Origin of the sequence: Actinomyces dentalis DSM 19115 (genome assembly GCF_000429225.1) — a bacterium.
GTDB classification, from domain to species: Bacteria; Actinomycetota; Actinomycetes; order Actinomycetales; family Actinomycetaceae; genus Actinomyces; species Actinomyces dentalis.
On record NZ_KE386867.1, the window covers coordinates 41,668 to 65,160 of the forward strand.

At 74.8% G+C, this 23,493-nt stretch carries 18 protein-coding genes and 1 pseudogene; 8 read left to right on the forward strand and 11 right to left on the reverse strand.

The genetic code is table 11. The features are described 5' to 3' along the window. Positions 1-2 precede the first annotated feature (2 nt). Positions 3-851: an ABC transporter permease gene (locus G446_RS0114710; RefSeq protein WP_026410700.1), complete on the forward strand. Its 849-nt coding sequence runs from the start codon at positions 3-5 to the stop codon at positions 849-851. A gap of 40 nt (positions 852-891) precedes the next feature. On the opposite strand, the gene G446_RS0114715 is transcribed toward G446_RS0114710, so the two are convergent. Then, positions 892-1,542, reverse strand: coding sequence for a response regulator transcription factor (locus G446_RS0114715; RefSeq protein ID WP_026410701.1), 651 nt, complete (start codon positions 1,540-1,542; stop codon positions 892-894). After that, positions 1,539-2,924: a sensor histidine kinase gene (locus G446_RS18405; RefSeq protein ID WP_051286062.1), complete on the reverse strand. Its 1,386-nt coding sequence runs from the start codon at positions 2,922-2,924 to the stop codon at positions 1,539-1,541. The genes G446_RS0114715 and G446_RS18405 overlap by 4 nt, the downstream gene beginning before the upstream one ends. 159 nt (positions 2,925-3,083) lie before the next feature. Between G446_RS18405 and G446_RS18410 the strand changes: the two genes are divergently transcribed. The 7 genes from G446_RS18410 to G446_RS0114755 all read left to right on the forward strand — a co-directional run bounded on the left by G446_RS18410 (position 3,084) and on the right by G446_RS0114755 (position 11,121). Continuing rightward, on the forward strand, positions 3,084-3,800 hold the full coding sequence (locus G446_RS18410) for an ABC transporter ATP-binding protein (protein ID WP_034471043.1): 717 nt from the start codon (positions 3,084-3,086) through the stop codon (positions 3,798-3,800). Then, complete coding sequence (locus G446_RS0114730; RefSeq protein WP_026410702.1) at positions 3,797-5,656, forward strand: hypothetical protein; 1,860 nt, start codon at positions 3,797-3,799, stop codon at positions 5,654-5,656. The genes G446_RS18410 and G446_RS0114730 overlap by 4 nt, the downstream gene beginning before the upstream one ends. Positions 5,657-5,709: 53 nt before the next feature. After that, the gene (locus G446_RS18415; protein WP_084779290.1) at positions 5,710-6,231 is read left to right on the forward strand and encodes a type II toxin-antitoxin system PemK/MazF family toxin; all 522 of its coding nucleotides are present in this window, start codon (positions 5,710-5,712) and stop codon (positions 6,229-6,231) included. Between the two features lie 56 nt (positions 6,232-6,287). Further along, entirely contained in the window at positions 6,288-8,276 is a 1,989-nt protein-coding gene (locus G446_RS0114740; protein WP_026410703.1) for a hypothetical protein, read from the forward strand. Further along, on the forward strand, positions 8,269-8,928 hold the full coding sequence (locus G446_RS0114745; protein ID WP_026410704.1) for an ATP-binding cassette domain-containing protein: 660 nt from the start codon (positions 8,269-8,271) through the stop codon (positions 8,926-8,928). The genes G446_RS0114740 and G446_RS0114745 overlap by 8 nt, the downstream gene beginning before the upstream one ends. Before the next feature lie 226 nt (positions 8,929-9,154). Then, a complete protein-coding gene (gene rpsT, locus G446_RS0114750) occupies positions 9,155-9,415 on the forward strand; it encodes a 30S ribosomal protein S20 (protein ID WP_026410705.1) in 261 nt (86 codons plus the stop codon). 218 nt (positions 9,416-9,633) lie between these two features. Continuing rightward, positions 9,634-11,121, forward strand: coding sequence for a DUF1846 domain-containing protein (locus tag G446_RS0114755; RefSeq protein ID WP_026410706.1), 1,488 nt, complete (start codon positions 9,634-9,636; stop codon positions 11,119-11,121). Between the two features lie 16 nt (positions 11,122-11,137). Here the strand turns inward: G446_RS0114755 and holA are convergent, their stop codons facing one another. The 9 genes and pseudogenes from holA to G446_RS0114800 all read right to left on the reverse strand — a co-directional run. Beyond that, positions 11,138-12,169, reverse strand: a complete 1,032-nt coding sequence (holA, locus tag G446_RS0114760; RefSeq protein WP_026410707.1) for a DNA polymerase III subunit delta — start codon at positions 12,167-12,169, stop codon at positions 11,138-11,140. A gap of 233 nt (positions 12,170-12,402) precedes the next feature. Next, positions 12,403-14,109, reverse strand: a pseudogene (locus G446_RS21450) (ComEC/Rec2 family competence protein); the annotation flags it as partial. Beyond that, positions 14,106-15,074, reverse strand: a complete 969-nt coding sequence (locus G446_RS21455) for a ComEA family DNA-binding protein (protein ID WP_342664167.1) — start codon at positions 15,072-15,074, stop codon at positions 14,106-14,108. The gene G446_RS21455 and the pseudogene G446_RS21450, both read right to left, overlap by 4 nt. A gap of 12 nt (positions 15,075-15,086) precedes the next feature. Continuing rightward, positions 15,087-15,902, reverse strand: coding sequence for a DegV family protein (locus tag G446_RS0114775; RefSeq protein ID WP_026410708.1), 816 nt, complete (start codon positions 15,900-15,902; stop codon positions 15,087-15,089). Positions 15,903-16,431: 529 nt separating this feature from the next. After that, positions 16,432-17,829 (reverse strand): tyrosine--tRNA ligase, encoded by a 1,398-nt coding sequence (gene tyrS, locus G446_RS18430; protein WP_211228319.1) that lies wholly within the window; start codon positions 17,827-17,829, stop codon positions 16,432-16,434. A gap of 293 nt (positions 17,830-18,122) precedes the next feature. Next, positions 18,123-18,500: a PH domain-containing protein gene (locus G446_RS0114785; RefSeq protein WP_026410709.1), complete on the reverse strand. Its 378-nt coding sequence runs from the start codon at positions 18,498-18,500 to the stop codon at positions 18,123-18,125. Between the two features lie 490 nt (positions 18,501-18,990). Continuing rightward, positions 18,991-21,957, reverse strand: coding sequence for a leucine--tRNA ligase (locus tag G446_RS0114790; RefSeq protein WP_026410710.1), 2,967 nt, complete (start codon positions 21,955-21,957; stop codon positions 18,991-18,993). 175 nt (positions 21,958-22,132) lie between these two features. Beyond that, the gene (locus G446_RS0114795; protein ID WP_051286064.1) at positions 22,133-22,639 is read right to left on the reverse strand and encodes an HIT family protein; all 507 of its coding nucleotides are present in this window, start codon (positions 22,637-22,639) and stop codon (positions 22,133-22,135) included. A gap of 566 nt (positions 22,640-23,205) precedes the next feature. After that, on the reverse strand, positions 23,206-23,493 hold a 288-nt coding region (locus G446_RS0114800), incomplete at its 5' end, for a transposase family protein (protein ID WP_026410712.1).

Consider the following 23,493-nt stretch of genomic DNA (forward strand, 5'->3'; position numbering starts at 1 on the left):
CCATGACCGCTCCCCCGTCCACCGCCCCCGCCCCGCCGGGCCCCGTGCGCCCCGCCGTCGCGGGCCCCGCCCCGGACGTCACGACCCGGCGCGGGCGCCGCGCCTCCTTCGGCGCGCTGCTGGCCGCCGAGGCGCTCAAGCTGCGCCGCTCGGCCGTGTGGGTCGTCGCCCTCGTGCTGCCCGCGCTGACCGTCGTGTCCGGAACCGTCAACCTGCTCAGGAACGACCTGCCCCGCCAGTGGGACGCCCTGGCCTCCCAGGTCTTCGTCTTCTACAGCATGTTCTTCTTCTCCCTGGGCGTGGCGCTGCTGGGCTCGGCGGCCTGGCGCCCCGAGCACCGCGGGTCCAGCTGGACCGCGATGCGCACGACGACGCACTCGCCCGCGGCCCTGGCCGCCGCCAAGACCCTGGTCATCACGGCGCCCGTGGTCCTCATGCAGGTGATGGTCCTGGCCCTGACCTGGCTGGTGGGGGCGGCGCTGGGCCTGGGACCGGTTCCGCCGACGAGCTTCGCCGTCGAGTGCCTCATCGCGGTGCCGGCCGCCCAGCCCCTCATCGCCGTCCAGTCGCTGCTGAGCATGCGCATGCGGTCCTTCGCGGCGCCGGTGGCCGTGTGCTTCGGGGGGATCGTCGTGGGCGTCGCCCTGGTTCTGAAGGGCGGTGCGCTGGCCAATGCGTGGCCGCAGTCGCTGGTGACGCGGGCGCTCACGCTGGGCTCGCAGACGCTGGGCACGGTCGGGGCGCTCGACGCGTCCGGCCTGGTGGCGCTGCTGGCCGGCACGGCGGTCTGCGGCGCGGTGTGCTGGGGGCTGCTGGTCCTGGTGGCCCGCCGCCGCGGCGGGGCGCTGTGAGCGTCTTCCGGGCGCGGCGCCCCGGGTCGGATCCCGCGGCTCAGATCCCGCGGCGGCGCAGCCAGATGAGAACCGCCCTGACCCGGCGGTTCTCGTCCTCGGGCAGGAAGCCGAGCTTGGTGAAGACCCCGGACACGTGCTTGGACACGGCCGCCGCCGAGAGCACGAGCCGGCGCGCGATCTGCGCGTTGGACAGGCCCTCGGCCATGAGGCCGAGCACCTCCCTCTCCCGGGGCGTGAGGCGCTCGACGCCGCGGCGGCGCGCGCCCAGGAGCGTGGCCACGACCTCCGGGTCCACCACCGTCCCGCCGCCGGCCACCTCCTCCAGGGTCCGGATCAGCTCGTCGACGTCCCCCACCCGCTCCTTGAGGAGGTAGCCGAAGCCGCCGTGCTCCAGGAGCCGGTCGAGGTAGCCGGCGGCGACGTACTGGCTGAGCACGAGCACCGGCAGGGGGCCGCGGCCCTCGCGCAGCCACCGCTCCCGCAGGGCCTGGGCGGCGCGCAGGCCGTCGTCGCCCATGCCCGGGGGCATGCGCACGTCGGTGACCACGAAGTCGGGGGCCGTCGACTCGGCGCGCTCCATCAGCTCGTCGGCGTCGCCGACCTCGACGACCTCGTGCCCGACGGCGCGCAGGACCTGGGCGAGGCCGGCGCGCAGGAGGGCGGAGTCCTCGGCGAGCAGGATCTTCATGGGCGGGCCTCCTGCGGGGTGCGGGCGCGGGTCGGGCCGGACGGTGCCGGCGACGGCGCCGGGGGCGGCCCCGCCTCGGCAAGGGGCAGGTCCAGGACCAGCCGCGCCCCGCCCAGGCGGGTCGACGACCCCAGCTCCAGGCCCCCGCCCAGGACGGCGGCCCGCTCGCGCAGGCCGGCGATGCCCGTGCCCGCGCCCGGCTCGGACCCGGCGCCCGGCGCGCCGTCCGGGTCCGGGGGCGCGCCCGGCCCGCACCCGTCGTCGTCGATCTCGATCCGCATGGTCCCCGGCAGGCGCCGCGGCCAGATCAGGCCCACCTCGACGGCGGTGGCGCCGCCGTGCCTGGAGGCGTTGGTCAGGGCCTCGCTCACGCAGTGGTAGGCGAGCAGTGCGCGGGTGTGGTCCAGGGCGCGGTCGGGGCCGGAGGCGCTCAGGCGGGCGCTGAGCCCGCAGTGGGCCAGGAGCTCGTCGAGGGCGGCGACCAGGCCCTCGTCCTGCAGGACCTGGGGGGCGATGCCGCGCACGACGGCCCGCAGGGAGGCCAGGGCGGCGGCGGCGTTGGCGCGGGCCGAGCCCATGGTCTCGGCCAGATCCCGCGGGTCCCGGCCGTGGCGCAGCCCCAGCTCGAGGGCGGCGAGGTTGAGGCGGATGGCGGTCAGGTACTGCTGGGGGCCGTCGTGGAGCTCGCGCTCGATCCGGCGCCGCTCCCCGGAGAAGGCGTCGAGGAGGACGTCGCGGGAGCGGGCCAGGGCGGCCGCCCCCTCGTCGGCCGCGTTGGTCAGGACCGTCGCCCGGGCGCTGACCCAGGCCAGCAGCCTGGCCGCTAAGACGACGGCGACCAGGAGCAGGGCCGTCAGGGCCCCGTCGACCAGCACGATCGGCACGGGGCCGGTGTCCCGCCACGGGCCGATGCCGTAGTCCCGCCCCGGGTGGGCCAGCGCGTACAGGCCCATGGCGACGAGGGTGCCGCCCAGGAGCAGGACCGCCGCCCACATCGCCGCGCACACCAGGCCCACGGCGATCTGGAGCAGGAGGTTGAGGACCTGCCCGCCGTCCGCGTAGGGGGCGGGGCGGCGGAAGGGGCCGTCGTGACCCAGCCAGACGGCGCCCGCGCGCAGGCGCGGATCGAGCACCCGCGCCGTCAGCGGCGCCCAGGGCAGGAGGATCAGGGTCGCCGCGGCCAGGGGGAGGGCGCCCAGCCCCAGGAGCAGCGTCCAGACGAGCGAGCGCCGGGCGGCGGGCAGCGCCGGCAGCAGGGCGCCCGGCCGGCCGCGCCCCGCGGCGGGCGGGGCGGCGTCAACATCCGGGCCGGCGGAGCCCGCCGGGGCGGCGTCGTCGGCGGAGCCCGGGGCGGGCGGGGCGGCGGATTGACGGGGGTGCATCGCCCCGGAGCCTACCGGCCCGCCCCGGCCCCGTCGGTAGAGCCCGCTCTACCCTCCGATGTCCACCCGGCCCCCTCGAAACGGGGCGGGGCGGCGGATTGGATGGGAACCGTCAGCGGCGGGCCGCCCCCGCCCCCACCTTTTCTCAGGAGAACCCTCATGCGCCTCATCGCCCACCGGCTGGGCAAGACCTATCGGCAGGCGGACGGCCCGGTCGTCCGCGGAATCGACCTGGAGGTGCCCGACGGCGCCTTCCTGGCCCTCATGGGGCGCTCCGGCTCGGGCAAGTCGACCCTGCTGGGCATGCTCGCCGGCACCGTGCGCCCCACCGCCGGCACCGTCTCCTACGACGGCGCCGACCTGTGGGCGCTGAGCGACTCCCGGCGCTCCCGGCTGCGCGCCGCCCGGACGGCCACCGTCTTCCAGGACTACAACCTCTTGGAGGAGCTGAGCGCGGCGGAGAACATCCGCCTGGGCGCGAAGCTGGCCCGCCGCCCGCTCACGCGCGACGAGGCCGACGCGGCGCTGGAGCGGGTCGGGCTGGCGGGGCTGGGGCCCAAGCGGCCCGACGAGCTGTCGGGCGGGCAGCGCCAGCGCGTGGCCATCGCCCGGGCGCTGGCCTCCTCCCCCGGGGTCGTCTTCGCCGACGAGCCCACCGGGGCCCTGGACGAGCGCTCCGGCGCCGTCGTCATCGAGCTGCTCGCCCGCGCGGCCCGGGCGGGCACGAGCGTGCTCATGGTGACCCACGACCCGGCCGTGGCCGCCGCCGCCCAGGAGGTCCTCGTCCTGCGCGACGGCGTCATCGAGGAGCGCCTGAGCCGCCCCACCGCCGCCCGGATCTCGCACCTGACCGCGCGCGGGGGTGAGCGGGCATGATCGCGCGCCTGGTCCTGACCGGTCACCGGCGCCTCCTCGCCGCCCACCTGCTCGCCCTGTCCCTGCTGGGCGCGGTCCTGGGCGGGATGCTCGGCACGCTCGTGCGGGCGCGCGACGCCGCGGCCGCCCTGCGCTCGGCGCCCCTGATGACCACGCACCTGCTGTCGCGCATCTCCCAGCTCGGGGGCCTGATCAACTTCACGACCATGGTCGTCGTCATCGCCGGCGTCGTCGCCCTCATGCTCAGCGGGACGATCGCCTCCTTCACCGTGGAGGGCTTCGCCGCCGCCTCGCGCTCCCTGCGCCTCCTGGGGGCCTCGCGCCGCCGGGTGCGGGCCGGCCTGGTGGCGGGCGTCCTGCCCGCGGCCGCGCCCGCCCTGGTGGCGGCCGTGGTCCTGGCCCCGCTCGTGTCCGCCGTCTTCCGCATGATCCTGACCGTCGGCGGCCTGGACACCCGCGACCTGACCGTCTCCCCCGAGCCCGCCGCGACCGCGGGCGCGTGGGCCGCGCTCGTGGTCCTCGACGTCCTGGCGCTGTGGTGGCGGGGCCGGGGCCTGGCCGGCATCGACGCCGATGCGCCCGCCCCGCGGCCCTCACCCCGCACGGCCGTGCGGCGCCGCGCGTGCGCGTGGGGGCGCCCGCTGGCGGGCGCGGCGGGCGGCGCGGTCCTGGTCCGGCTCCTGCGGGAGCCGATGAGCGTCGACAGGGCCAACGCCGTCCCCCTGGGCTCGGCCCTCGCGGCCGTCGTGCTCCTGTGGGCCCTGTCGCCCCTGCTGGTGCGGGCGGTCGGGGCGCTGGTCAAACGGGCCGGGGCCATCGGCCTGGCGACCGGCGGCCTGCTCGTCGCCCACCGCGGGCGCGTGTGCTCCCTGGCCCTGGTGGGGTCGCTGCTCACGACCCTGGGGACCACCTCCTACCTGCTGGCGGCGGCGTCGAGCACGGTCGTCCAGTGGGAGGCGGCCCGGACGCTGCGGGCCAGCGCCTGGACCGCCTCCCCGGTCCCCCGGGACGAGGCCGCGGCGGCCGCCGGCGCGGGCGTGCTCATCAGCCCGTTCGACGCCGACTCCGGGTGGGTGCTGGAGGCCGAGCCGGCCTCCACCGCGCTGCTGCGGCGCATCGACCCGGCCGCCATGGGGGCCATGGTCGTCGAGGGCCAGGTGGTCGCGGGCTCCCTGGGGGACGTGACGGGCACCGCCGTCGCCGCCGACGCGGACGGCCACGAGCTCGGCGAGCGCCTGTTCATGCACGACGACGCCGGCAACCGGATCGCCCTGACCGTCGTCGCGCTCGTGAACCCCCTGTCCGCCCTGGCCGGCGCACTCGTCGTCGACGACTCGACCTTCCCCGTCGCCGACCCGCGGGCCGTGGTCCACCGCGCCTGCGCCCTGGCGCCGGGGGGCATTGACGCGGTGCGCCGGGCCGCGCCCTCGGCCGAGTGGATGACGCAGGAGGAGCAGCTGTCCCGGATCACGGCGCACGAGGCCACGGCCAAGGCGCTCACGGTGGCCTCCATGGTCGGCCCCGTCGCCGCCGTCGTCCTGCTCGTGCTGGTGCGCGGGGCGGCCGGGCTGGCCGACGACCTGCGCGTGCAGGTGGGGCGCCTGCGGCGGCTGGGGATGAGTCGGGCCGCGGTCGCCGGGGCGCTTGTCGGGGTGGGGCTGACGACGGCGCTGGTGATGGTCGTCATCTCCGGCCTGTCCGTCCTGCCGCCGCTGATCGAGCTGCGCGGGCTGCTGGAGGGCTTCGGCGTGGACTACCCGCTGACCCCGCCCGGGGGGATGATCGCCGGGCTGTGGGCGGCCGGCGGAGCGTGCGCCGTGGCGGGGCTGCTGCGCGCCCTGCGCGAACGGCGGTGAGCGCGGCGGCCCCGCCGCCGGGCGCGGGCCGCGAAGGCCGCTAGGCTCGGGCCATGGTCCCGCCGCCCGCCGACGCCCCGCACCCGCACCCGCCCCGCGCCCATGGCCGAGGGGCCCCTCACGGGCGCGACCCGGTCGGCGCGGCGCCCCGCGGAGCGCGGGGCGTCGAGGTCTACGACGTCGCGGCCCGGGGCCTGCCCCGCTTCGACTACCGCCCCGACCCCGACGGCGAGGCCGACCCCGGCGAGGTCGTGTGGACGTGGGTGCCCTACGAGGAGGACGCCGCACAGGGCAAGGACCGCCCCGTCCTCGTGCTGGCCCGGGCCGGCGGCCGGTTCGTCGTCGCCCAGCTCACCAGCAAGGACCACGACCGCGACGCCGCCCAGGAGGCCCGGTGGGGCCGCCACTGGCACGACGTGGGCACCGGGGCCTGGGATCCGCAGGGCCGCCCCAGTGAGATGCGCCTGGACCGTCTGCTGCTCGTCGACCCCGCCGCGGTGCGGCGCGAGGGCGCGACGCTCAGCCGCACCGTCTTCGAGCAGGCCACCCGGGCCCTGCGGCGGCACTGGGGCTGAGAACCGCACTGCGGTCCGCAGCCCTCCGCCGCCCAGGATCGATCCCCTTCACGCGCATGAACCTCGTCACTCGCACCACCTGGGCCCTCCTCCTGGCCCTGACGCTCGCGGTCGTTCTCCTCGTCCCCCGGGATCTGGACTACGTCTTCCCGGCTGAGAGCACCGCCCGGGTCATCATCACCGAGACGGGCGTCAGCCCCGAGGAGCTGCTGTCACTGGCCGAGCGGCACGGCGTCGAGGCCGTGCAGTTGCGCATGACCACGGACGCCATGGGGCAGACCGGGGAGCCGCTCGCCACGAATGTCATCGAGGTGCTCGGACACGACCCGGACGACTACATCCGTCCACCGCTGACACCCGTGTTCTCCGAGGCGCCCATCGTGTACGCGGGCAGCCCCGCTCAGGACCCGGCGCTGGGCGCGTGGAACGTCATCGGCGGCGAGGAGCGTGTCCGTCACTTCCTCGACGCGGCGCGGGCGCAGTGGGGCGACGCGATCTGGAAGTCGGACGCGCTGGTCCCGGGAACCGCGACGCAGGCGATGCGGCAATCCGCCCTCGGCCGCGCGCTGCTTCTCGCGCTGCTCACCCACACGGTCGTCACGGCGTCGGCCGTGCTCGCACGCCCCGCGCCGTTCCGCCACAGTCTCCTGTCGGGGCGCTCGCGCGCCCGCCTGCTCATCCGCCTGCTGAGGCTGGGGCTCGTGTCGGTCAGCACCTGGATCCTCGCCCCCCTGGGCGCACTCGGGCTCATCATGGCCTACGACGTCCACGCCGGCGCCCTGCTCAGCGTCCACCGCCTCATGGCGGAGCTCATCGTCGTCGCCGCGCTCGCCGCCCTCACCACCACCGTCATCGGCACGGCCCTCGGGTGGGCGGTGCTCGCGCGCACCGGCCGAGGGCGCGCCGTCGGCTCGCCGGCGCTCGCTCCACGGGTGCGGATGGCGCCGGGCGCACTCGTGTGCGGCGCGGCCCTGGCCATGACCTGGTCCTTCGCCTCCTCCAGCGACGCGGTCGTCACCGACATCCTCCAGGACCAGGCCCTGCGGCACCAGGCACAGGCGCAGGACTCGCTGCCCGCCTCCTACTCGCTGAGCATCCGCACCGCCTCGGAGTCCGCTTACGACAGCCTCATGCCCCGCATCGACTCCTTCATCAAGGACGAGGAGGCCACCGGCTCGCTCGTGCTCGCCTGGGCCGTCCCCGACGACACGACCCCGGACGCCGGCGGCACCCCGACCCTGTACCTCAACAACACCGCCGCCTCCCACTACGGCCTGGAGACCGTCGGTCCCACCGAGGTCGCGCTCTACCGGCGTCAGGGCGGCGCCGAGGACGACGCGGCCCTCACGGCACGGCTCAGCCGGGACGCCGCCCTTGAGGCCCGGCTCGGCGGCGGCGCGGCCGCACCCGCCATCACCGTCCACGACCTGGCGCAGGCCGCCCGGCACCTGCCCCAGTCGCTGCCCGCCATCAGCTTCTTCCTCAGCGGCACCGGGGCGAGCACGAGCGACTGCCTCATCGTCGTCGTGCCCGACGGCTACCTCGCGCCCACGAGCTACCTGTCCGCGCTGTCGCAGGGCGCCGTCCTCGTCACCGCCACCACCCAGGAGGAGCTGCTGGCGGACCTCAGCGCCCACCGTCTCGCCGGTCTCGTCGGGCGGATCGACGCCGTCGGAGGCGGCCGCACCGCCACCATCGGTCAGAGCACGCAGCGGCTCGTCCTCGACGCCCTGGTCCTGATGGCCTCCGGCGCGGCCGCGGTCGTGAGCACGAGCGTCGCCACGAGGTCCTGGGTCCAGGCGCACCGGCGGCAGCAGCAGATCGGGCGCCTCCTCGGCGGGCGCACAGGCCTCACGGTCCATCTCGTGCCGCTCCTCCTTCTCCTCGCCGAGCTCGCCGCCCTGGCCGCGCACTCGCTGCTCGCCCCGGCTTCTCCCGTCGTCGTCGCCCATGCCGCGTGCGCCGCCGCGCTCATCGGCGCCGCCGCCGTCGGGCACCGGCGGGCATCCGCCGACCACAACCGGATGAGGGCGCACCATGGCTGATCTGCTCACCGTCACAGGACTGACCATCGTGCGCGGGGGGCGCGCCCTCGTCCAGGACCTCGACCTCTCGCTCACCCGGGGCGCGGTCACCGCCCTGACCGGCCCCAACGGCTCCGGCAAGTCGACGACGGCGTGGTGCCTGAGCCTCCACGACCGCGACTGCACCGGCGAGATCGCCTTCGAGGGCGTGAGCGCCGCAGGCATGAGCCCCCGGTCCGTGCGGGCCCTGCACCGGCGCACGATCGCCCTGCAGCCCCAGCACCTCCTGCTCGAGGACTCCTGGAGCGTCGCCCGCAACCTGCGGCACGCGGCCTGGTCCCTCGCACTGCCATGGCGCCGGCGCTCCGACCTCGTGTCGGAGGTCATGGCCCGCACCGCCGTGGAGGGCCTCGCGCGCAGGCGCGTCGACTCCCTCAGCGGGGGCGAGCGCATGAGGGTCGCCCTCGCACGCACGCGGCTCATGCGCGAGCCCGGGCTCGTCGTCCTCGACGAGCCCACGGCGGGCGGTGACGAGGACCTCAGCGCCCTGGTCACCGGCATGCTGGACGAGTGGGTGGGGTCCGCAGCGGGCGTCCTCGTCGTCACCCACGACCAGCGGCTCGTCGAACGGGCCGAGCACGTGATCAGGCTCGGTGACGAGCCCGCCGCATGACGCGCGCCCGGACCGAGGGTGTTGACGCACCTCACGTCCTGGACCCCGCACCGGTCCGGGCCGGGCCTCCCGCCGCCTGGTAGAGTCGCCGCCTGGACCTCTGGCCGGTCGGCCGCGGGTCCGGCGACCGGGTCCACCGGGTGCTTCCGCCACCCTCCTGGCCCGTGTGCGCGAACCCTCCTCCCGGCCAATCGACCGCACTCGAATCAAGAAAGCTCCTCTCACAGTGGCGAATATCAAGTCTCAGATCAAGCGCATCAAGACCAACGAGAAGGCCCGCCTGCGCAACCAGTCCGTCAAGTCCGAGCTCAAGACCTACGTGCGCCGCGTGCGCGAGGCCATCGAGGCCGGTGACAAGGCCGCCGCCGAGGAGGGGCTGAAGAAGGCCTGCCGCAAGCTCGACAAGGCCGCCTCCAAGGGCATCATCCACAAGAACCAGGCCGCCAACCGCAAGTCCAAGCTCGCCAGGCGCGTCGCCGCGCTCTGAGAGCGGGCCGTCTCCCCATCGGGGCGCCTCTTCGCGAGGCGCCCCCATTCGTGCGCTCCCGGGCCGTGCGAACCGGCCCCGGCGGCCGCCGCAAGGCGCTGCGGTGCGCGGACCGGACCGACGGCGCGTCGCCGTGCGCAGCGGGCGCCCGCCCCGTCCGCGCGCTAGGCTGTGCCGGGCCGCCCCGAGCCCGCCCGTTCGCACATAAGGAGAGGTTCGTGCGCATTGGATTCGATCGTGACAAGTACCTGCGCATGCAGTCCGAGCGGATCGCCCAGCGCCGCACACAGTTCGGCGGCACGCTCTACCTGGAGTTCGGCGGCAAGCTCGTCGACGACATGCACGCCTCCCGGGTCCTCCCCGGCTTCACCCCCGACAACAAGATCGTCATGCTGGCCTCCCTGGCGAGCGAGGTCGAGATCGTCGTGGCCGTCTCCGCCCGGGACCTGGCCCGCAACAAGGTCCGCGCCGACCTGGGCACCGGCTACGAGGACGAGGTGCTGCGGCACATCGACGCCTTCCGCGACTACGGGCTGTACGTGAGCAGCGTCGTCATCACCCGCTGGACCGACGACAACCCGCGGGCCCGGGCCTTCAAGCACAAGCTCGAGCGCCTGGGCATCAGGGTCTACCGCCACTTCCCGATCCCCGGCTACCCCGGCGACGTCGCCCGCGTCGTCTCCCCGGAGGGCTACGGGCGCAACGAGTACATCGAGACCACCCGGGACCTGGTCGTCGTCACCGCCCCGGGGCCGGGCAGCGGCAAGATGGCCACCTGCCTGTCGCAGATGTACCACGACCACGCCCGCGGGCGCGCCTGCGGCTACGCCAAGTTCGAGACCTTCCCCATCTGGAACCTGCCCCTGGACCACCCGGTCAATATCGCCTACGAGGCCGCCACGGCCGACCTCGACGACGTCAATATGATCGACCCCTTCCACCTGGCCGCCCACGGGGTGCAGACCGTCAACTACAACCGCGACGTCGAGGTCTTCCCGGTCCTGGCCCGCCTGTTCGAGGAGATCCTGGGCACCTCCCCCTACGCCTCGCCCACGGACATGGGCGTCAATATGGCCGGCTACTGCATCAGCGACGACGAGGTCTGCCGCGAGGCGAGCCGCCAGGAGGTCATCCGCCGCTACTACAAGGCGCTCGTGGTCGAGAAGCGCGATATGGCCGACCCGGTCCAGTCCGGGCGGATCGCCCTGCTCATGGCGCGCCTGGGCGTGGAGAAGGAGGACCGGCCGGTGGTGGGGCCCGCACTGGACCTGGCGGCCGCGACCGGGGCGCCCGCCTCCGCCATCGAGCTGCCCGACGGCACCATTGAGCTGGGCAAGACCTCCGCCCTGCTGGGCTGCTGCTCGGCGATGCTGCTCAACGCCCTCAAGCGCCTGGCGGGCATCGACAGGCACGTCGACCTGCTCGCCAAGGAGTCCATCGAGCCGATCCAGACCCTCAAGACCCGCCACCTGGGCAGCCGCAACCCGCGCCTGCACACCGACGAGGTCCTCATCGCCCTGGCGGTGTCCGCCTCCGCCGACGAGGCCGCCGCCCGGGCCCTGGCCCAGCTGGAGAACCTGCGCGGCTGCGACGTGCATACCTCCACGATCCTGGGGTCCGTGGACGAGGGGATCTTCCGCGCCCTGGGCATCCAGGTGACCAACGAGCCCGTCTACGCCACCAAGTCCCTGTACCGCAAGCGCTGAGCGCCCCGGGACGGCTTCAGCGGCGGGGGGAGCGGCCTCGGCGCGCCCGGCAGATCGTCAGGACCGCGCGCTCCACGGCGTACACCGGGTCGCGGGCCTCGCCCTTGACCTCGGCGTCCGCCCTGGCCACTGCCACGATCGCGGCGGCCAGGGCGTCGTCGGACCAGCCGGACAGCTCGCGGCGGGCGCGGTCCACCTGCCAGGGGGCCATGCCCAGGTCCCCGGCGGTGATCCCGCCGCGCCCGGCCATGGCCGCCACCCGGGCGAGCTGGCGGATCTTCATGGCCAGGGCGGCCACGATCGGCACGGGCTCGGTGCCGGTGGCCAGGGCGTGGCGCAGCGCCGTGATGGCCCTGGCGACGTCGCCGGCCGCGGCGGCGTCGGCCACGGTGAAGCCCGTGGCCTCGAAACGGCCCGCGTAGTAGGTGTTGACGTCCTCGACGGTGATGGTGCCCCGCGTGTCGGCCACGAGCTGGTCGACGGCGGACAGCAGCTCGCGCAGGTCGCTGCCCAGGGCGTCCACGAGGGCGCCGACGGCGTCGGACTCCATGCGGCGCCCGGCGCGGCGCACATCGGCGGAGACCAGGGCCGCCTTGTCCCGGGGCGACTTGACGGGCGCAATGGTCACCACCGGGTAGGGGGAGGCGGCGATGGCGTCGAGGAGCTTCTTGCCGCGCCGGCCCCCGTTGTGGCGCAGGAGGACGACGACGTCGGACTCGGCGGCCCCGGTGTAGGCCAGCAGGTCCGTCAGGAGGGCGTCGTTCATCTGCTCCAGGGCGGGGACGAGGACGAGCCTGGGCTCGCCGAACAGGGAGGGCGAGACGAGGGCGTCGAGCCGGTGGGGCTCGTAGGAGGCGGCCTCGAGCGTGGCGACCCGGGTCTCCGGATCCCTGTGGCGGGCCAGGGCCACCAGGCGGGCGACGGCGCGGTCGGCGATGACCTCCTCGCCGGCGCGGATGAGGACGATCGGCGCGAGGGCGACCTCGTCCCAGGCGGGGCCCGCCGGGGCGGGGCGTGAGCCGCGGCGGGCGGATCGGGGCGGTGCCATGGGCCAAGCCTGCCACGCGGCGTCGGCGGGCGCGGTCGGCGCGGCGCCGGTGCCGGTGACCGCAGTGCGCGCAGGGTCCGCAGCGCGGCCGTGAGTGCGGCCGCGGATGCGGCCATGAGCGCGGCCCGGGCGGGCCCGCGGGCCACGCGCAGCAGGCGGCGCCGGGCCCGGCGGGAGACGAGGAGCGCGACCGCCGCCTCCAGGACCGCCAGGCCGACCGCCCCCGGCCAGCCCCCGGGCCAGGGGATCCGGGCGCCGGGCAGGGCGGCGAAGACGTGGGCCACGGCGGCCAGCCAGGCGCAGGAGGCCACCGCGGGCAGGGCGGCCCAGGCCGCCGCACCCGGCCACAGCGGCTCGACGAGCGCCGCCGCCAGCCCGCAGATCGTGGCCACGGGCACCGGGGGCGCCGCGATCACGTTCGCGGGCACCGACCACAGGCCCACCTGCGGCTGGAGCAGGATCAGCACCGGAGCGCAGGCCGCCTGGGCGACCAGGGGCAGGGCCAGCGATGCGGCGAGCCAGCGCGGCAGGCGCCGGGACAGGGCCGTGCGGGCGGGCCGCTCCCCCACCAGGATGCCCGCCGTGGCCGCCACCGACAGGGCGAAGCCGTAGTCGCGCGACTGCCAGGGGTCGATGAGCACGAGGATCAGCACGGCGCCGGCCAGGGCCGGCATGGAGACCGAGCGGCGCCCCGAGGCGACGCCGGCGAGCATGACGGCGCCCATGACCCCGGCGCGCAGCACCGATCCGCCCGGGCGCACGAGGACGACCAGGCCCGTCAGCACCACGAGTCCCGCACCCGCCCGCACCCGCCGGGGCACCACCCCGAGCCCGGTCAGCACCAGGCCCAGGACGAGGGCGACGTGCTGGCCCGAGACGGCGGTGAGATGGGTCATTGAGACCGTGCGCATCTCCTCGCGCACCGTCTGGGGCAGGGCGTGGTCGTCGCCGAGGGCAACGCCGGGCACGAGGGCGCGGGCGCCGGGCGGCCAGCGCGGGGTCCCGTCGCCACCGTCCGGTTCGGCGGCCCGTCCGCCCGCGTCCGGTTCGGCGCCCGCGTCCGGTTCGGCGCCCGCGTCCGGTTCGGCGACGTCGGCCGGCTCGGCGCCCGCGGCCCGGGCCAGGCCCTCGCGCAGGCGCCCGACGCGGGCGAGCGAGCCCGACGGCTCGGCCAGCACCCTCACGGAGGCGCCCGCGCCCAGCCAGGCGGCCTCGGCCGAACCGGGCTGGGCGGCCCGCAGCGGTCCGTGCACGCGGACCGTCGCCCCCAGGGGGAGGTCCAGCCACCGGGAGTCGCCGAGGACCACCGCCCTCTGACGGGAGGGGGCGCCGTCGACGCTGCGGACCCCCAGCTCGACCAGCACCGCGGGGCGACGCGCCGTCACGACCGGGCGCGGGGTGGTGTTCACGGTGGCGATGAGGGTCGCCCGGCGGGAGGCTGCGGCCGCGACGGTCAGGGGGTCGCGTTCGCGCACGTGGAGGAGGGCGGCCGTGACCCCCAGCACGCTCGCGCAGACGAGCGCGACCACCAGGGCGCTGGCGGCGACGGACCCGCGGGCGCCGCCGGGCACCTGGGCTCCGGGGCGCGGGTCGTGGCGGTGGCGCGCGGGCCGGTGGCGCAGCGCGGGCACCAGGGCGATCCCGGCCGCCGCCAGGGCGACGGCCCCGGCTCCCAGGCAGGCCCGCACATCGGCCGCGCATCCCCACCCGGCCGCGGCCCAGGCCGCGAGGGCGACGGGCGCGAGGCGCAGGTCGAGGGCCTCGGGGGCGGGCGGCGCGTCGATGCACTCCGGACGGCGGCCGGGGGCGGGCGCGTCGACGGGCGCCGCCCGGAACGCGGGCCAGCGGGCGCGGTCGGGCCAGCGGGCGCCATCGGGCGGACGGGCGCCATTGGACGAGCGGATACTGCCGGATGGACGGGCGCTGCCGGGCGATCTCATACGGTGGCCTGGGAGCGCAGGGCCTCGAGCTTGGCCGGACCGATGCCGGGGACGTCGGTCAGGTCGTCGACGGAGGCGAAGGGGCCGTGGCCGTCGCGGTACTCCACGATGCGCGCGGCCAGGGCCGGGCCGATGCCGGGCAGGGCCTCCAGCTCGGAGACGCCGGCGGTGTTGATATTGACCACCCCGCCGCCGGGCGTGCTCCCGCCGGACGATCCGGCCGCCGCACCCCCGCCGGACGCGCCGGGCGGGGACGGGCCCGGGTCGGGGGCGGCCAGCTGTTCCCCCGCGTGCGGCACGCGCACCTGCTCCCCGTCGTCCAGGACGCGGGCGAGGTTGAGCTGCTCGGTGTCGGCGTCGGAGGCGGCGCCCCCGGCCGCCGCAATGGCGTCGGCCACGCGCGCGCCGTCGGCCAGTACGACGACGCCGGGCGAGACGACGGCGCCGACGACGTGGACGACGATCCGACCCGCCGGCGCGCCCGCGGGGCCGCGGCGGAACCGGGCGGCCCGGTCGCGGCGGGGTCGACGGCGGCCGCTGGGAGCCCGGTGGCGGTCGGGGAGGCGCCCCCCGATGCGCCGTCGGGGGCCGTCAGGACGGCGCGCAGCGCCAGGCCCAGCCCCAGCACGAGCAGCAGCGCGCCGAAGACCATGGCCGCGCGCGGCGCGAGGGCGAGCCGCCGGGGCCGGATGACGGGGTCGAGCGGGTCGGTGGAGCAGGCCACGCGCACGAGCTCCTCCAGACTGGTCCGCCCGTGGCCTCCGGCCACCCGTTTTCCGCTCATGGTCCGAGGTTAGGCGGGTCCGGGCGGGCCGTGCCCGGACCCTGTGGACGCCGTCCCGCCGGGGTGTCGCCGCCGCCCCCTGTGGAGCCCGGCGCGGTCCGATACGGCCCGGTCGACGCTCCCCGGGCGCCGTCGGCCCCGCGCCGGCGCCGGGGCGACCGAGGGAGAGGGCCCGGCGCAGGCGGGTCGCCGGTCAGTCCCGCGCCAGCGCCGGGGCGACGACGATGCCCAGGGCCCCGGGGCCCAGGTGGACCCGCGTGGCGGCGTCGACCGGGGAGCGCAGGATCGCCTCCACCCGGGTGCCCGCCTGCGCCATGGCCTCCGCCAGGTCGTTCTCCAGGGCCAGGCCCGCGCCCGGGTCGTCGCCGTAGTGGACGGCCAGGCGCACCAGCCGCATGGGAAGGCGCGGCCGGCGCGGCGCCCCGCCGCCGGCCTCCTCCACGGCCAGGCCGATGAGGCGGCGCCGGGCCCGGCCCGCCCCGCGCACCGCCCCGATGACGCGCAGGCCCCCCGCGTCCGCGCTGAGGATCGGGCGGATGCCCAGGGCCCCGCCCACCATCGCCGTCGTCCGGTCCATCCGCCCGCCGCGGCGCAGGTGGGAGAGACTGTCGACGAGGAAGAAGAGCCGGGAGCGGGAGGCCGAGTCCCGGGCCCGGGCGGCGCCGCGGCGCGCGTCGTCGGCGTCCGCCGCCGCCAGGGCGGCCAGGCCGAGCGCGCCGGCGCTCACGCCCAGATCCAGCACCCGCACCCGGCCGTCGAAGCGGGCGGCGGCCAGGCGGGCGTTGTCGATGGTGCCGGACAGCACGGCGGTCAGGTGCAGGGCGAGGACCTCGTCGGCCCCCGACAGGGCCGTCTCGTAGGCCTCGGCGAGTTCGGCCACCGACGGGCGGGCCGTGGTGGCGCCGTCGTCCCCCTCAATGGCGTGCAGTTCGACGACGCCGATGCCGCGCTCGGCCGCGAGCGCGGGGGGCAGGAAGGCCGCGGAGTCGGTGACGACGGCGAGGGTCATGGGCGCAGCGTAGCCCCGTGCGGACCGCGGTCCGCGCACAGGGGCGAAGGGCGGACCCGGGCCGCAGGCGCACAGCCCGCGCGGGCCGCGGTCCGCGCCCGCTCAGCGGCCGATCGACGACCTCGAGCATGGACTGGAGCCGGTAGTTCTCGCCCCCGCGCAGGGCGTAGGTGATGGCGTTGTACTTCTTGCCCCAGTGGGTGGCGCGCCGGGCGGGATCGGCGGCGTTGATGTCCTCGCCGCGCTCCACGAGCCGGCGGACGAGTTCGTCGGGGCAGGGCGTGATGTTCTGTCACAAAGACCCGGATCGAGCCGGAGCACGGGAGGAGAATCGTTGATATTCTGCGCTTTCGTTCGCGACCGATCCCGCCGCGAACCGCCTTTGTGGCAGATTCGGACACGCTCCCGCCCCGGATCGCCCCAGGAACCCCAACCGCACCATCCCACGCCCGCCCATCCCAGTCACCGCGCCGACCCGGGCCCGCGGACCGTCGCTCCCAGCGAGAAAGGCTCAATGACTCGCCATCGGTCACCGGGCGATGCGCGCGATCTGCTTCCCGACCCTCAAGTAGACGGGCGGGAACGGCGCCTCGGCGAGCGCGTCCCGGACCGGCCCCCTGAGAGACTCCTCGTCGATATGGAACTCCCGGTTGTCGTCGTCGACGAACCTCAAGCCGCCCTGCTTGGCGACGCGACGGATGTCCGCCCGTGAGCGGCCGCTCAGCCATTCGGCGCGCAGTGCGTCAAGAAGGCTCTCCGAGTCGCGCGACAGCTTCACAACCGGCAGATCGAGCTCCCGGAAGGAGCGCCTCGAGAACCGTGCCCGGAACTCCGCCTGGGCCGCCTGGGCGCCCTCTCTCCCGCGAAGAACGGCGGTCACCGCGTGGGCCAGGAGGCGTTTGGCCGCCATCGGGTGGAGGGACGCGGTAGCCCTGCGGATCTCTGAGTCGGTGATCTCGGTGAGCGCGGCGAGGTAAACCGGCACGAGGCGATCGGGAACCGCCATGATCCGCCCGAATATTTCGCTCGGCGGGGCCGCGAGGGGGACGTAATTGCCCTGACTCTTGCTCATCTTGGCGCCGCTCCCATCGATTCCCTCGATGAGCGCCGTCGTGAGGATGATCTCCGGCTCCTGGCCGCGTTCACTCATCACCCTCCGGCACATCTGCATGTTGAGCAGCTGATCGATCCCCCCGATCTCGATGTCCGTGTCGAGTTCGGCGGAGTCGAGCGCCATGACGACGGAGTACAGCTGCTCGGCCATCGAGAGACCCGCGCCCGACGCCATCCGCTTGCGGAAGTCCTCGCGCTGCATCGTCAGCGACACGGGAATCCGGGCCAGCAGCGAGAGGAGATCGGGAAGAGTGACCGGCTCGAGCCAGGCGCTATTGAAGTGGAATCGCGCCTTCTCGAAGTCGAAGAACGGCGAGATCTGCTCCCGGTACGTGGCGAGATTAGCCGCGACGTCCTCACGGGTGAGGGGCGGGCGGTCCGCGGATCGCCCGCTCGGGTCCCCGATCCTCGCGGTGATGTCTCCGACGATGAAGTCCACGGTGAGCCCCATCCGTCGAAGCCGATCGGCGAGGATGATCGGTACGGCGTGTCCGAGGTGAACCTCGGCGCCGGTCGGGTCAATTCCGAACTTGAGCGTCGCACCGGGCTCGGACAGACGGCTCGCAAGCTGATCGAGTCCGGGCAGCACATGTTCGCAGCGCGAAGCGATGAGTTCGACCTTCATGTCAATCGGCAGGTCGCGGAGGTCCAGTTCCCGACGGCGGCGCAGGACGTCGCTGAGCACTGCGATATCGGCGTCCGGACCGCTTTCGGCGGCGGCGAGTCCCGAGACGAATTCAGCCTCCGACGCGGCAAGAGTCGAACGGCGCTCAACAGGCGGCATAGTGGCTCCAATGAGGAGGATCGCGGGCACGGATGCAGGCGGGTCGCGCCCTGGGACTGACGGGTCAGGGGCCGGGCTCGGCGCAGTGCGTCGCAGCCGCGGCCGGCTGGGCGGCGGTGGAGCCGCACTCGAGAAGAGTACACCGGGCTCTTCCCGCCCACGGGCCTGCGACGCCGGCGAAGGCCTGTGGGCCACGACGCGGGGGCGACGTTGGAGCATGACGACGACGGACTCGGGGTTCCCCGTGGCCTCGACGCGGGGGCGGGGCGGATCGCCCCGCCGGCCGGTCCCGCAGCCGACGGCGCCCTCGGCGCGGGTTCGGCTCACCGGGCGCCGAGGACCATCTGGGAGATGAGGTTGTCGAGACGGCGGACATCGACCCCGCGGCCGAGCTTGATCTTGATGCGGCCGGCGCGGGTCCACAGCTCCATCTCGGCGTTATGGTCGAGATGACCGGCGTTCTCCGAGGACCACATGTCGATGCGGGAGTACGGCAGGGAGTACAGCTCGACCTTCTTGCCGGTGATCCCCTGGGAGTCCCTGACGATGAGGCGCCGGTCGGTGAAGATGGCGGAGTCCCGGAAGGTCTTGTAGGCGACGTAGGGCTGCTCGCCCGGGACGAGGATCGGGCCGATATCGTTGGGGATGGGGCACTCGGCGACGAGTGTCCAGGCGGCGATGGCGTCGAACTCTACGGGCACGGGATTCTCCTCGGGGTGGGGGCGGCGCTGGGCGGGTGCGCGGCGCCGGGGCCCATGCTGCCACGGGCGCGACGCGCACGAATCCGCCCGTGTCCGTAACTGCGGACCGGGTCGACCCTGGGGCCGGTCCCGGCGGAGGAGTCTCGTCGAGGCGGGTCCGGTGGTGAGATCGCCGGTCAGGTCCGCGAGCACGTCACTTAACCCGCGAGCACGTCTGCTAGAGGTACGTTTTCGAGGGTTACCCGGCGATCTCGCGGGTTAAGTGACGTGCTCGCGGGTTAAGTGACGTGCTCGTGGACCGGGTCGGGCCGGGCGGGGCAGATCCGGACCCGCAACGACCCCGGGCGGGGCGGTGAGCGCCGCCGTCGATCATCGGCGCGGACCGCCCCCGGTTCCCGGCGGCTCGCCCGGGAGGCGGCGGCGGTTCTCCTCGTGCGGCGGGGTCAGCCGCACTCTGCAGCCCGAGAGCCCGAGGCCGCGAGGCGGCGGCTCACTCGGGGACGATGGAGACCAGCCGGGGCGCCTTGACGATGACCCTGCGCACGCCGCGCCCGCCCAGGGCGCGCACCACCCCGGGGGCCGCCAGGGCCATCTGCTCCAGGTCGGCCTCGGAGACGTCGGGGGCGACCTGGAGGCGGTCGCGGACCTTGCCCTTGACCTGGACCACGCAGGTGACCGCCTCGGCCTCCAGCAGCGAGGCGTCGGCCACCACCGGGAAGGCCTCGCGGGCCAGGGACTGCCCGTGTCCCAGCCGCATCCAGATCTCCTCGGCGATGTGCGGGGCCACGGGGGCGGTCATGAGCGTGAGGGCCTCGATGGCCTCGCGCGGAACCCGCTTCAGGCCCGTGAGGTGGTTGTTGAGGACGATGAGCTTGGCGATGGCGGTGTTGAGCCGCATCCCCTCGTAGTCGCCGCGCACGCCCACGATGGTGCGCGCCACCAGGCGGCGCGTGGCCTCGTCGGCGGGCTCGTCGACGACGGTGACCTCGCCGGTGGCCTCGTCGACGACGTTGCGCCACAGCCGCTGGAGGAAGCGCTGGGCCCCGGCCACCGCGCGGGTCTCCCAGGGCCGGTCCTGGTCGAGCGGGCCCATGCTCATCTCGTAAACCCGGAAGGTGTCGGCGCCGTAGGCGCTGTACATGTCGTCGGGCGTGACGATGTTCTTCAGGGACTTGCCCATCTTGCCGTACTCGCGCCTGACGGGCTCCCCCCGCCAGGTGAAGGTCGGCTCGCCGTCGTCCCCGTCCGGGCCCCGCTCGACCTCGTCGGCGGGCACGTACTGGTCGCGGGCGTCCCTGTAGGCCCAGGCCTGGATGTAGCCCTGGTTGAACAGGCGGTGGTAGGGCTCGGAGGAGGACACGACGCCCAGGTCGAACAGGATCTTGTGCCAGAAGCGCGAGTAGAGCAGGTGCAGGACGGCGTGCTCGACGCCGCCCACGTACAGGTCGGTGCCCCCGGAGGCGTTGCCGGCCTGCGGGCGCGGCCCCATCCAGTAGGCCTCGTTGACCGGGTCGACCAGGGCGTCGTCGTCGCCGGGGTCGATGTAGCGCAGCTCGTACCAGCACGAGCCCGCCCAGTTGGGCATCGTGTTGGTCTCGCGGCGGTAGCGCCTCGGCCCGTCGCCCAGGTCGAGGGTGACCTCGACCCACTCCCGCGCCCCGCCCAGCGGCGGCTCGGGGTTGGAGGAGGCGTCGTCGGGGTCGTAGGTGCGCGGGGAGTAGTCGGTGACCTCGGGCAGCTCGACGGGCAGGGCCGACTCGGGCAGGGCGTGGACGCGCCCGTCCTCGTCCCACACGATCGGGAAGGGCTCGCCCCAGTAGCGCTGGCGGGAGAACAGCCAGTCGCGCAGGCGGTAGGTGACGGCGCCGCGCCCGGAGCCCTTGGACTCCAGCCAGGCGGTCATGGCGGCCGTGGCCTCGCCCTGGCTCATGCCGTCCAGGCTGATCTCGTCGTTGGCGGAGTCCACCGCCACGCCGTCGCCCGTGTAGGCGCCCGCGCTCAGGTCCACGGAGCGCGGGTCGTCGGCCGGGCCGATGGTCTGGACGACGTCGAGGTCGTAGGCGCGCGCGAAGGCCCAGTCGCGCTCGTCGTGGGCGGGCACGGCCATAATGGCGCCGGTGCCGTAGCCCATGAGGACGTAGTCGGCCACGAAGATCGGCACGCGCCCGCCGTTGACGGGGTTGATCCCGTACAGGCCCGTGAAGACGCCGGTCTTGGGGCGGTCCTCGGCGGTGCGCTCGGCCTCCGTGGCGGCCGCGGCGCGGGCGCGGTAGGCGGCCACCGCCTCGGCCGGGGCGGCGCGCCCGCCCGTCCAGGCCCCGCGGGTGCCCTCGGGCCAGGCGGCCGGGACCGTCAGGGCGGCGGCGTCGTCGGCCTCGGCGGCGCCCAGCAGCCCGCCCAGCAGCGGGTGCTCGGGGGCCACCACCATGAAGGTCGCGCCGAACAGCGTGTCGGGGCGGGTGGTGTAGACGGTCAGGCTCGTAACGTCCGAGCCCGCCTCGGCGGCGCCCTCGACGGCGAAGTCGACCTCCGCGCCCTCGGAGCGGCCGATCCAGTTGCGCTGCATGATCTTGACCTTCTCCGGCCAGTCGACCGTGTCCAGGTCCTCGGCCAGGCGGTCGGCGTAGGCGGTGATGCGCATCATCCACTGGCGCAAGTTGCGCTTGAAGACCGGGAAGTCGCCCCTCTCGGAGCGGCCCTCGCCGGTGACCTCCTCGTTGGCCAGGACCGTGCCCAGCCCCGGGCACCAGTTGACCGGCGCGGACGAGACGTAGGCCAGGCGGCGGGAGTCGACGACGTCGGCCCGCTCGCCCTCGTCCAGCTCCGCCCAGGGGCGGCCGTCGGGGGTGGGGACCTCGCCGCGCTCCAGCTTGTCCACCAGTTCGGCGATCGGCCGGGCCGCGCCCGTCCCGCGCCCGTCGCGGCGCGGGGCGTCGGGGTCGAACCAGGAGTTGAAGATCTTCAGGAAGATCCACTGGGTCCAGCGCACGTAGTCGGCGTCGATGGTGGCCAGGGAGCGGCGCGGGTCGTGGGACAGGCCCAGACGGCGCAGCTGGCGGCGCATATTGGCGATGTTGGCCTCGGTGGAGATGCGCGGGTGCTGGCCGGTCTGGACGGCGTACTGCTCGGCGGGCAGGCCGAAGGCGTCGTAGCCCATGGTGTACAGCACGTTCTTGCCGGTCATGCGGGTGAAGCGGGCGACGACGTCGGTGGCGATGTAGCCCAGCGGGTGGCCCACGTGCAGGCCCTTGCCCGAGGGATAGGGGAACATGTCGAGCAGGAAGAACTTGTCCTTCTCGGCGTCCGGGCCCGCCAGCGCCCCGACGGGGTTGTCGGCGTGGAAGGTGCCGAGCTCCTCCCAGCGGTCCTGCCAGGCGGTCTCGATGGTCCCGGCCAGCTCCGCGGTGTAGCGGTGGGGCGTGGCGGAGGCGGCCTGCGCCTGCTCGTTGTCAGTCATCGAGGGACTGCTCCCTTCCCTGCTCGTGGCGTGAAATGGGCGTCGGGCGGCCCGGCCCCGGGGTCGAGCCGCGCCATCGCCCGGAGCCAGCCTAGCGCCATGGGCGACGCCGGTCCGCGGCGGACCGGGGCGCGGACGGGCGACGCCGGTCACGCCGCCGGTCGCGGGCGGCGGCTCACAGGGCCGGGGACCCCAGCGCGGCGGGCACGAACTCGCCCCAGCCGTCCTCGCGCAGTCCCACGCGCAGGGCCTCCATGGCGGCGTCGAGCCCCTCACCGGAGGCCGCGCGGGCGTGGGCCGGATCGATGTCGGAGATCTTGTACAGGGGCAGGACGTGGATGTGCAGGTGGGGCACGTCGAAGCCGACGACGACGAGCCCCGGGCGGGCGGCGTCGAAGACCCGCATCTGGGTGGCCGCGATTCTGCGGGCCACCACGGCCAGGTGGGCGACGGTGGCCTCGTCGGCGTCGGTGAAGGACTCGAACTGATGGCGCGGCACCACCAGGACGTGGCCCGCGGTGTGGGGCTCGATGGTGGCGAAGGCGACGCAGACGTCGTCGGCCCACACGAAGCGGCCCGGGATCTGGCCGTTGATGATCTTGGTGAAGACGGACGGCTCGGCGGGGGCCCGTCCGGCGGAAGACGGCGCCACGGGGGCGGGCTCGGCAGGGGTGTCGGTCATGACCTCAGCCTAACGAGTCATCGCCGCTCCTCTCTCACCGGGGCCGACGGCGCACAGGCCCTTGTGGAGGAGCACCCGTGTGCAGAGGGGCCCGCTCTGCACATGGGAGAGCTTCACCGGCGTTGAGCGTCGAGGCGTTTCCGCATGATTCCGCGGATCCTCCGACGGCGGGTCTCGGCCGAATGTGCAGCATCGCCCCGACCGTCCCCGCACCACATGCCCGATACCGGCAGCACCCGCCCCGGCACCGCGGACGCGCCCACAACACCGTACGGGCGACCCCGCGGCGCTGGCCTCGGCCCATCGCCGATCCCTACCGATCCCCCGGAGCCTGCCCCGTACGATCCGATGATGACTGGCCCGAAGATACCGCGGATTCCTGGCGTGCCCCAGAATCTCTCGACAAAAAGACTCTATGCATCTACAACTGCGCAGTACTCCCTGACACTACGGCCACAAACTGTACGTCCACCTCGTCAGGTGCGTGGTACTCCCTGACGCGATAATACTGCGAAAGTGGGAATCTAGCACGGTGTCTCAATGAGCCTTTCTCACCAGGGTTCGTGTCAGGAATCGCGCCAGAGGGTGATGATGACGAGGGCGGCGGCCATGATCGTGGTGATGGCGGCGGGGTCGAGGGAGACTCGTTGCAGGGCCCTGAAGTGCTTGAACATGGCATTGGCCCTCTCGGCCGGGGCCCGCATGGCGGACAGCAGGTTGTTGCGGGTCTCCTCGTCCGGTGTCGGGCAGGGGTTCTTCGTGGGGGTCAGCACGCCGATCCCCGCCCCCTGGTACCCCTTGTCGGCCAGCACCGGCATCCCCAACCAGGCCGACCGGTACAGGGCCGGCAGCAC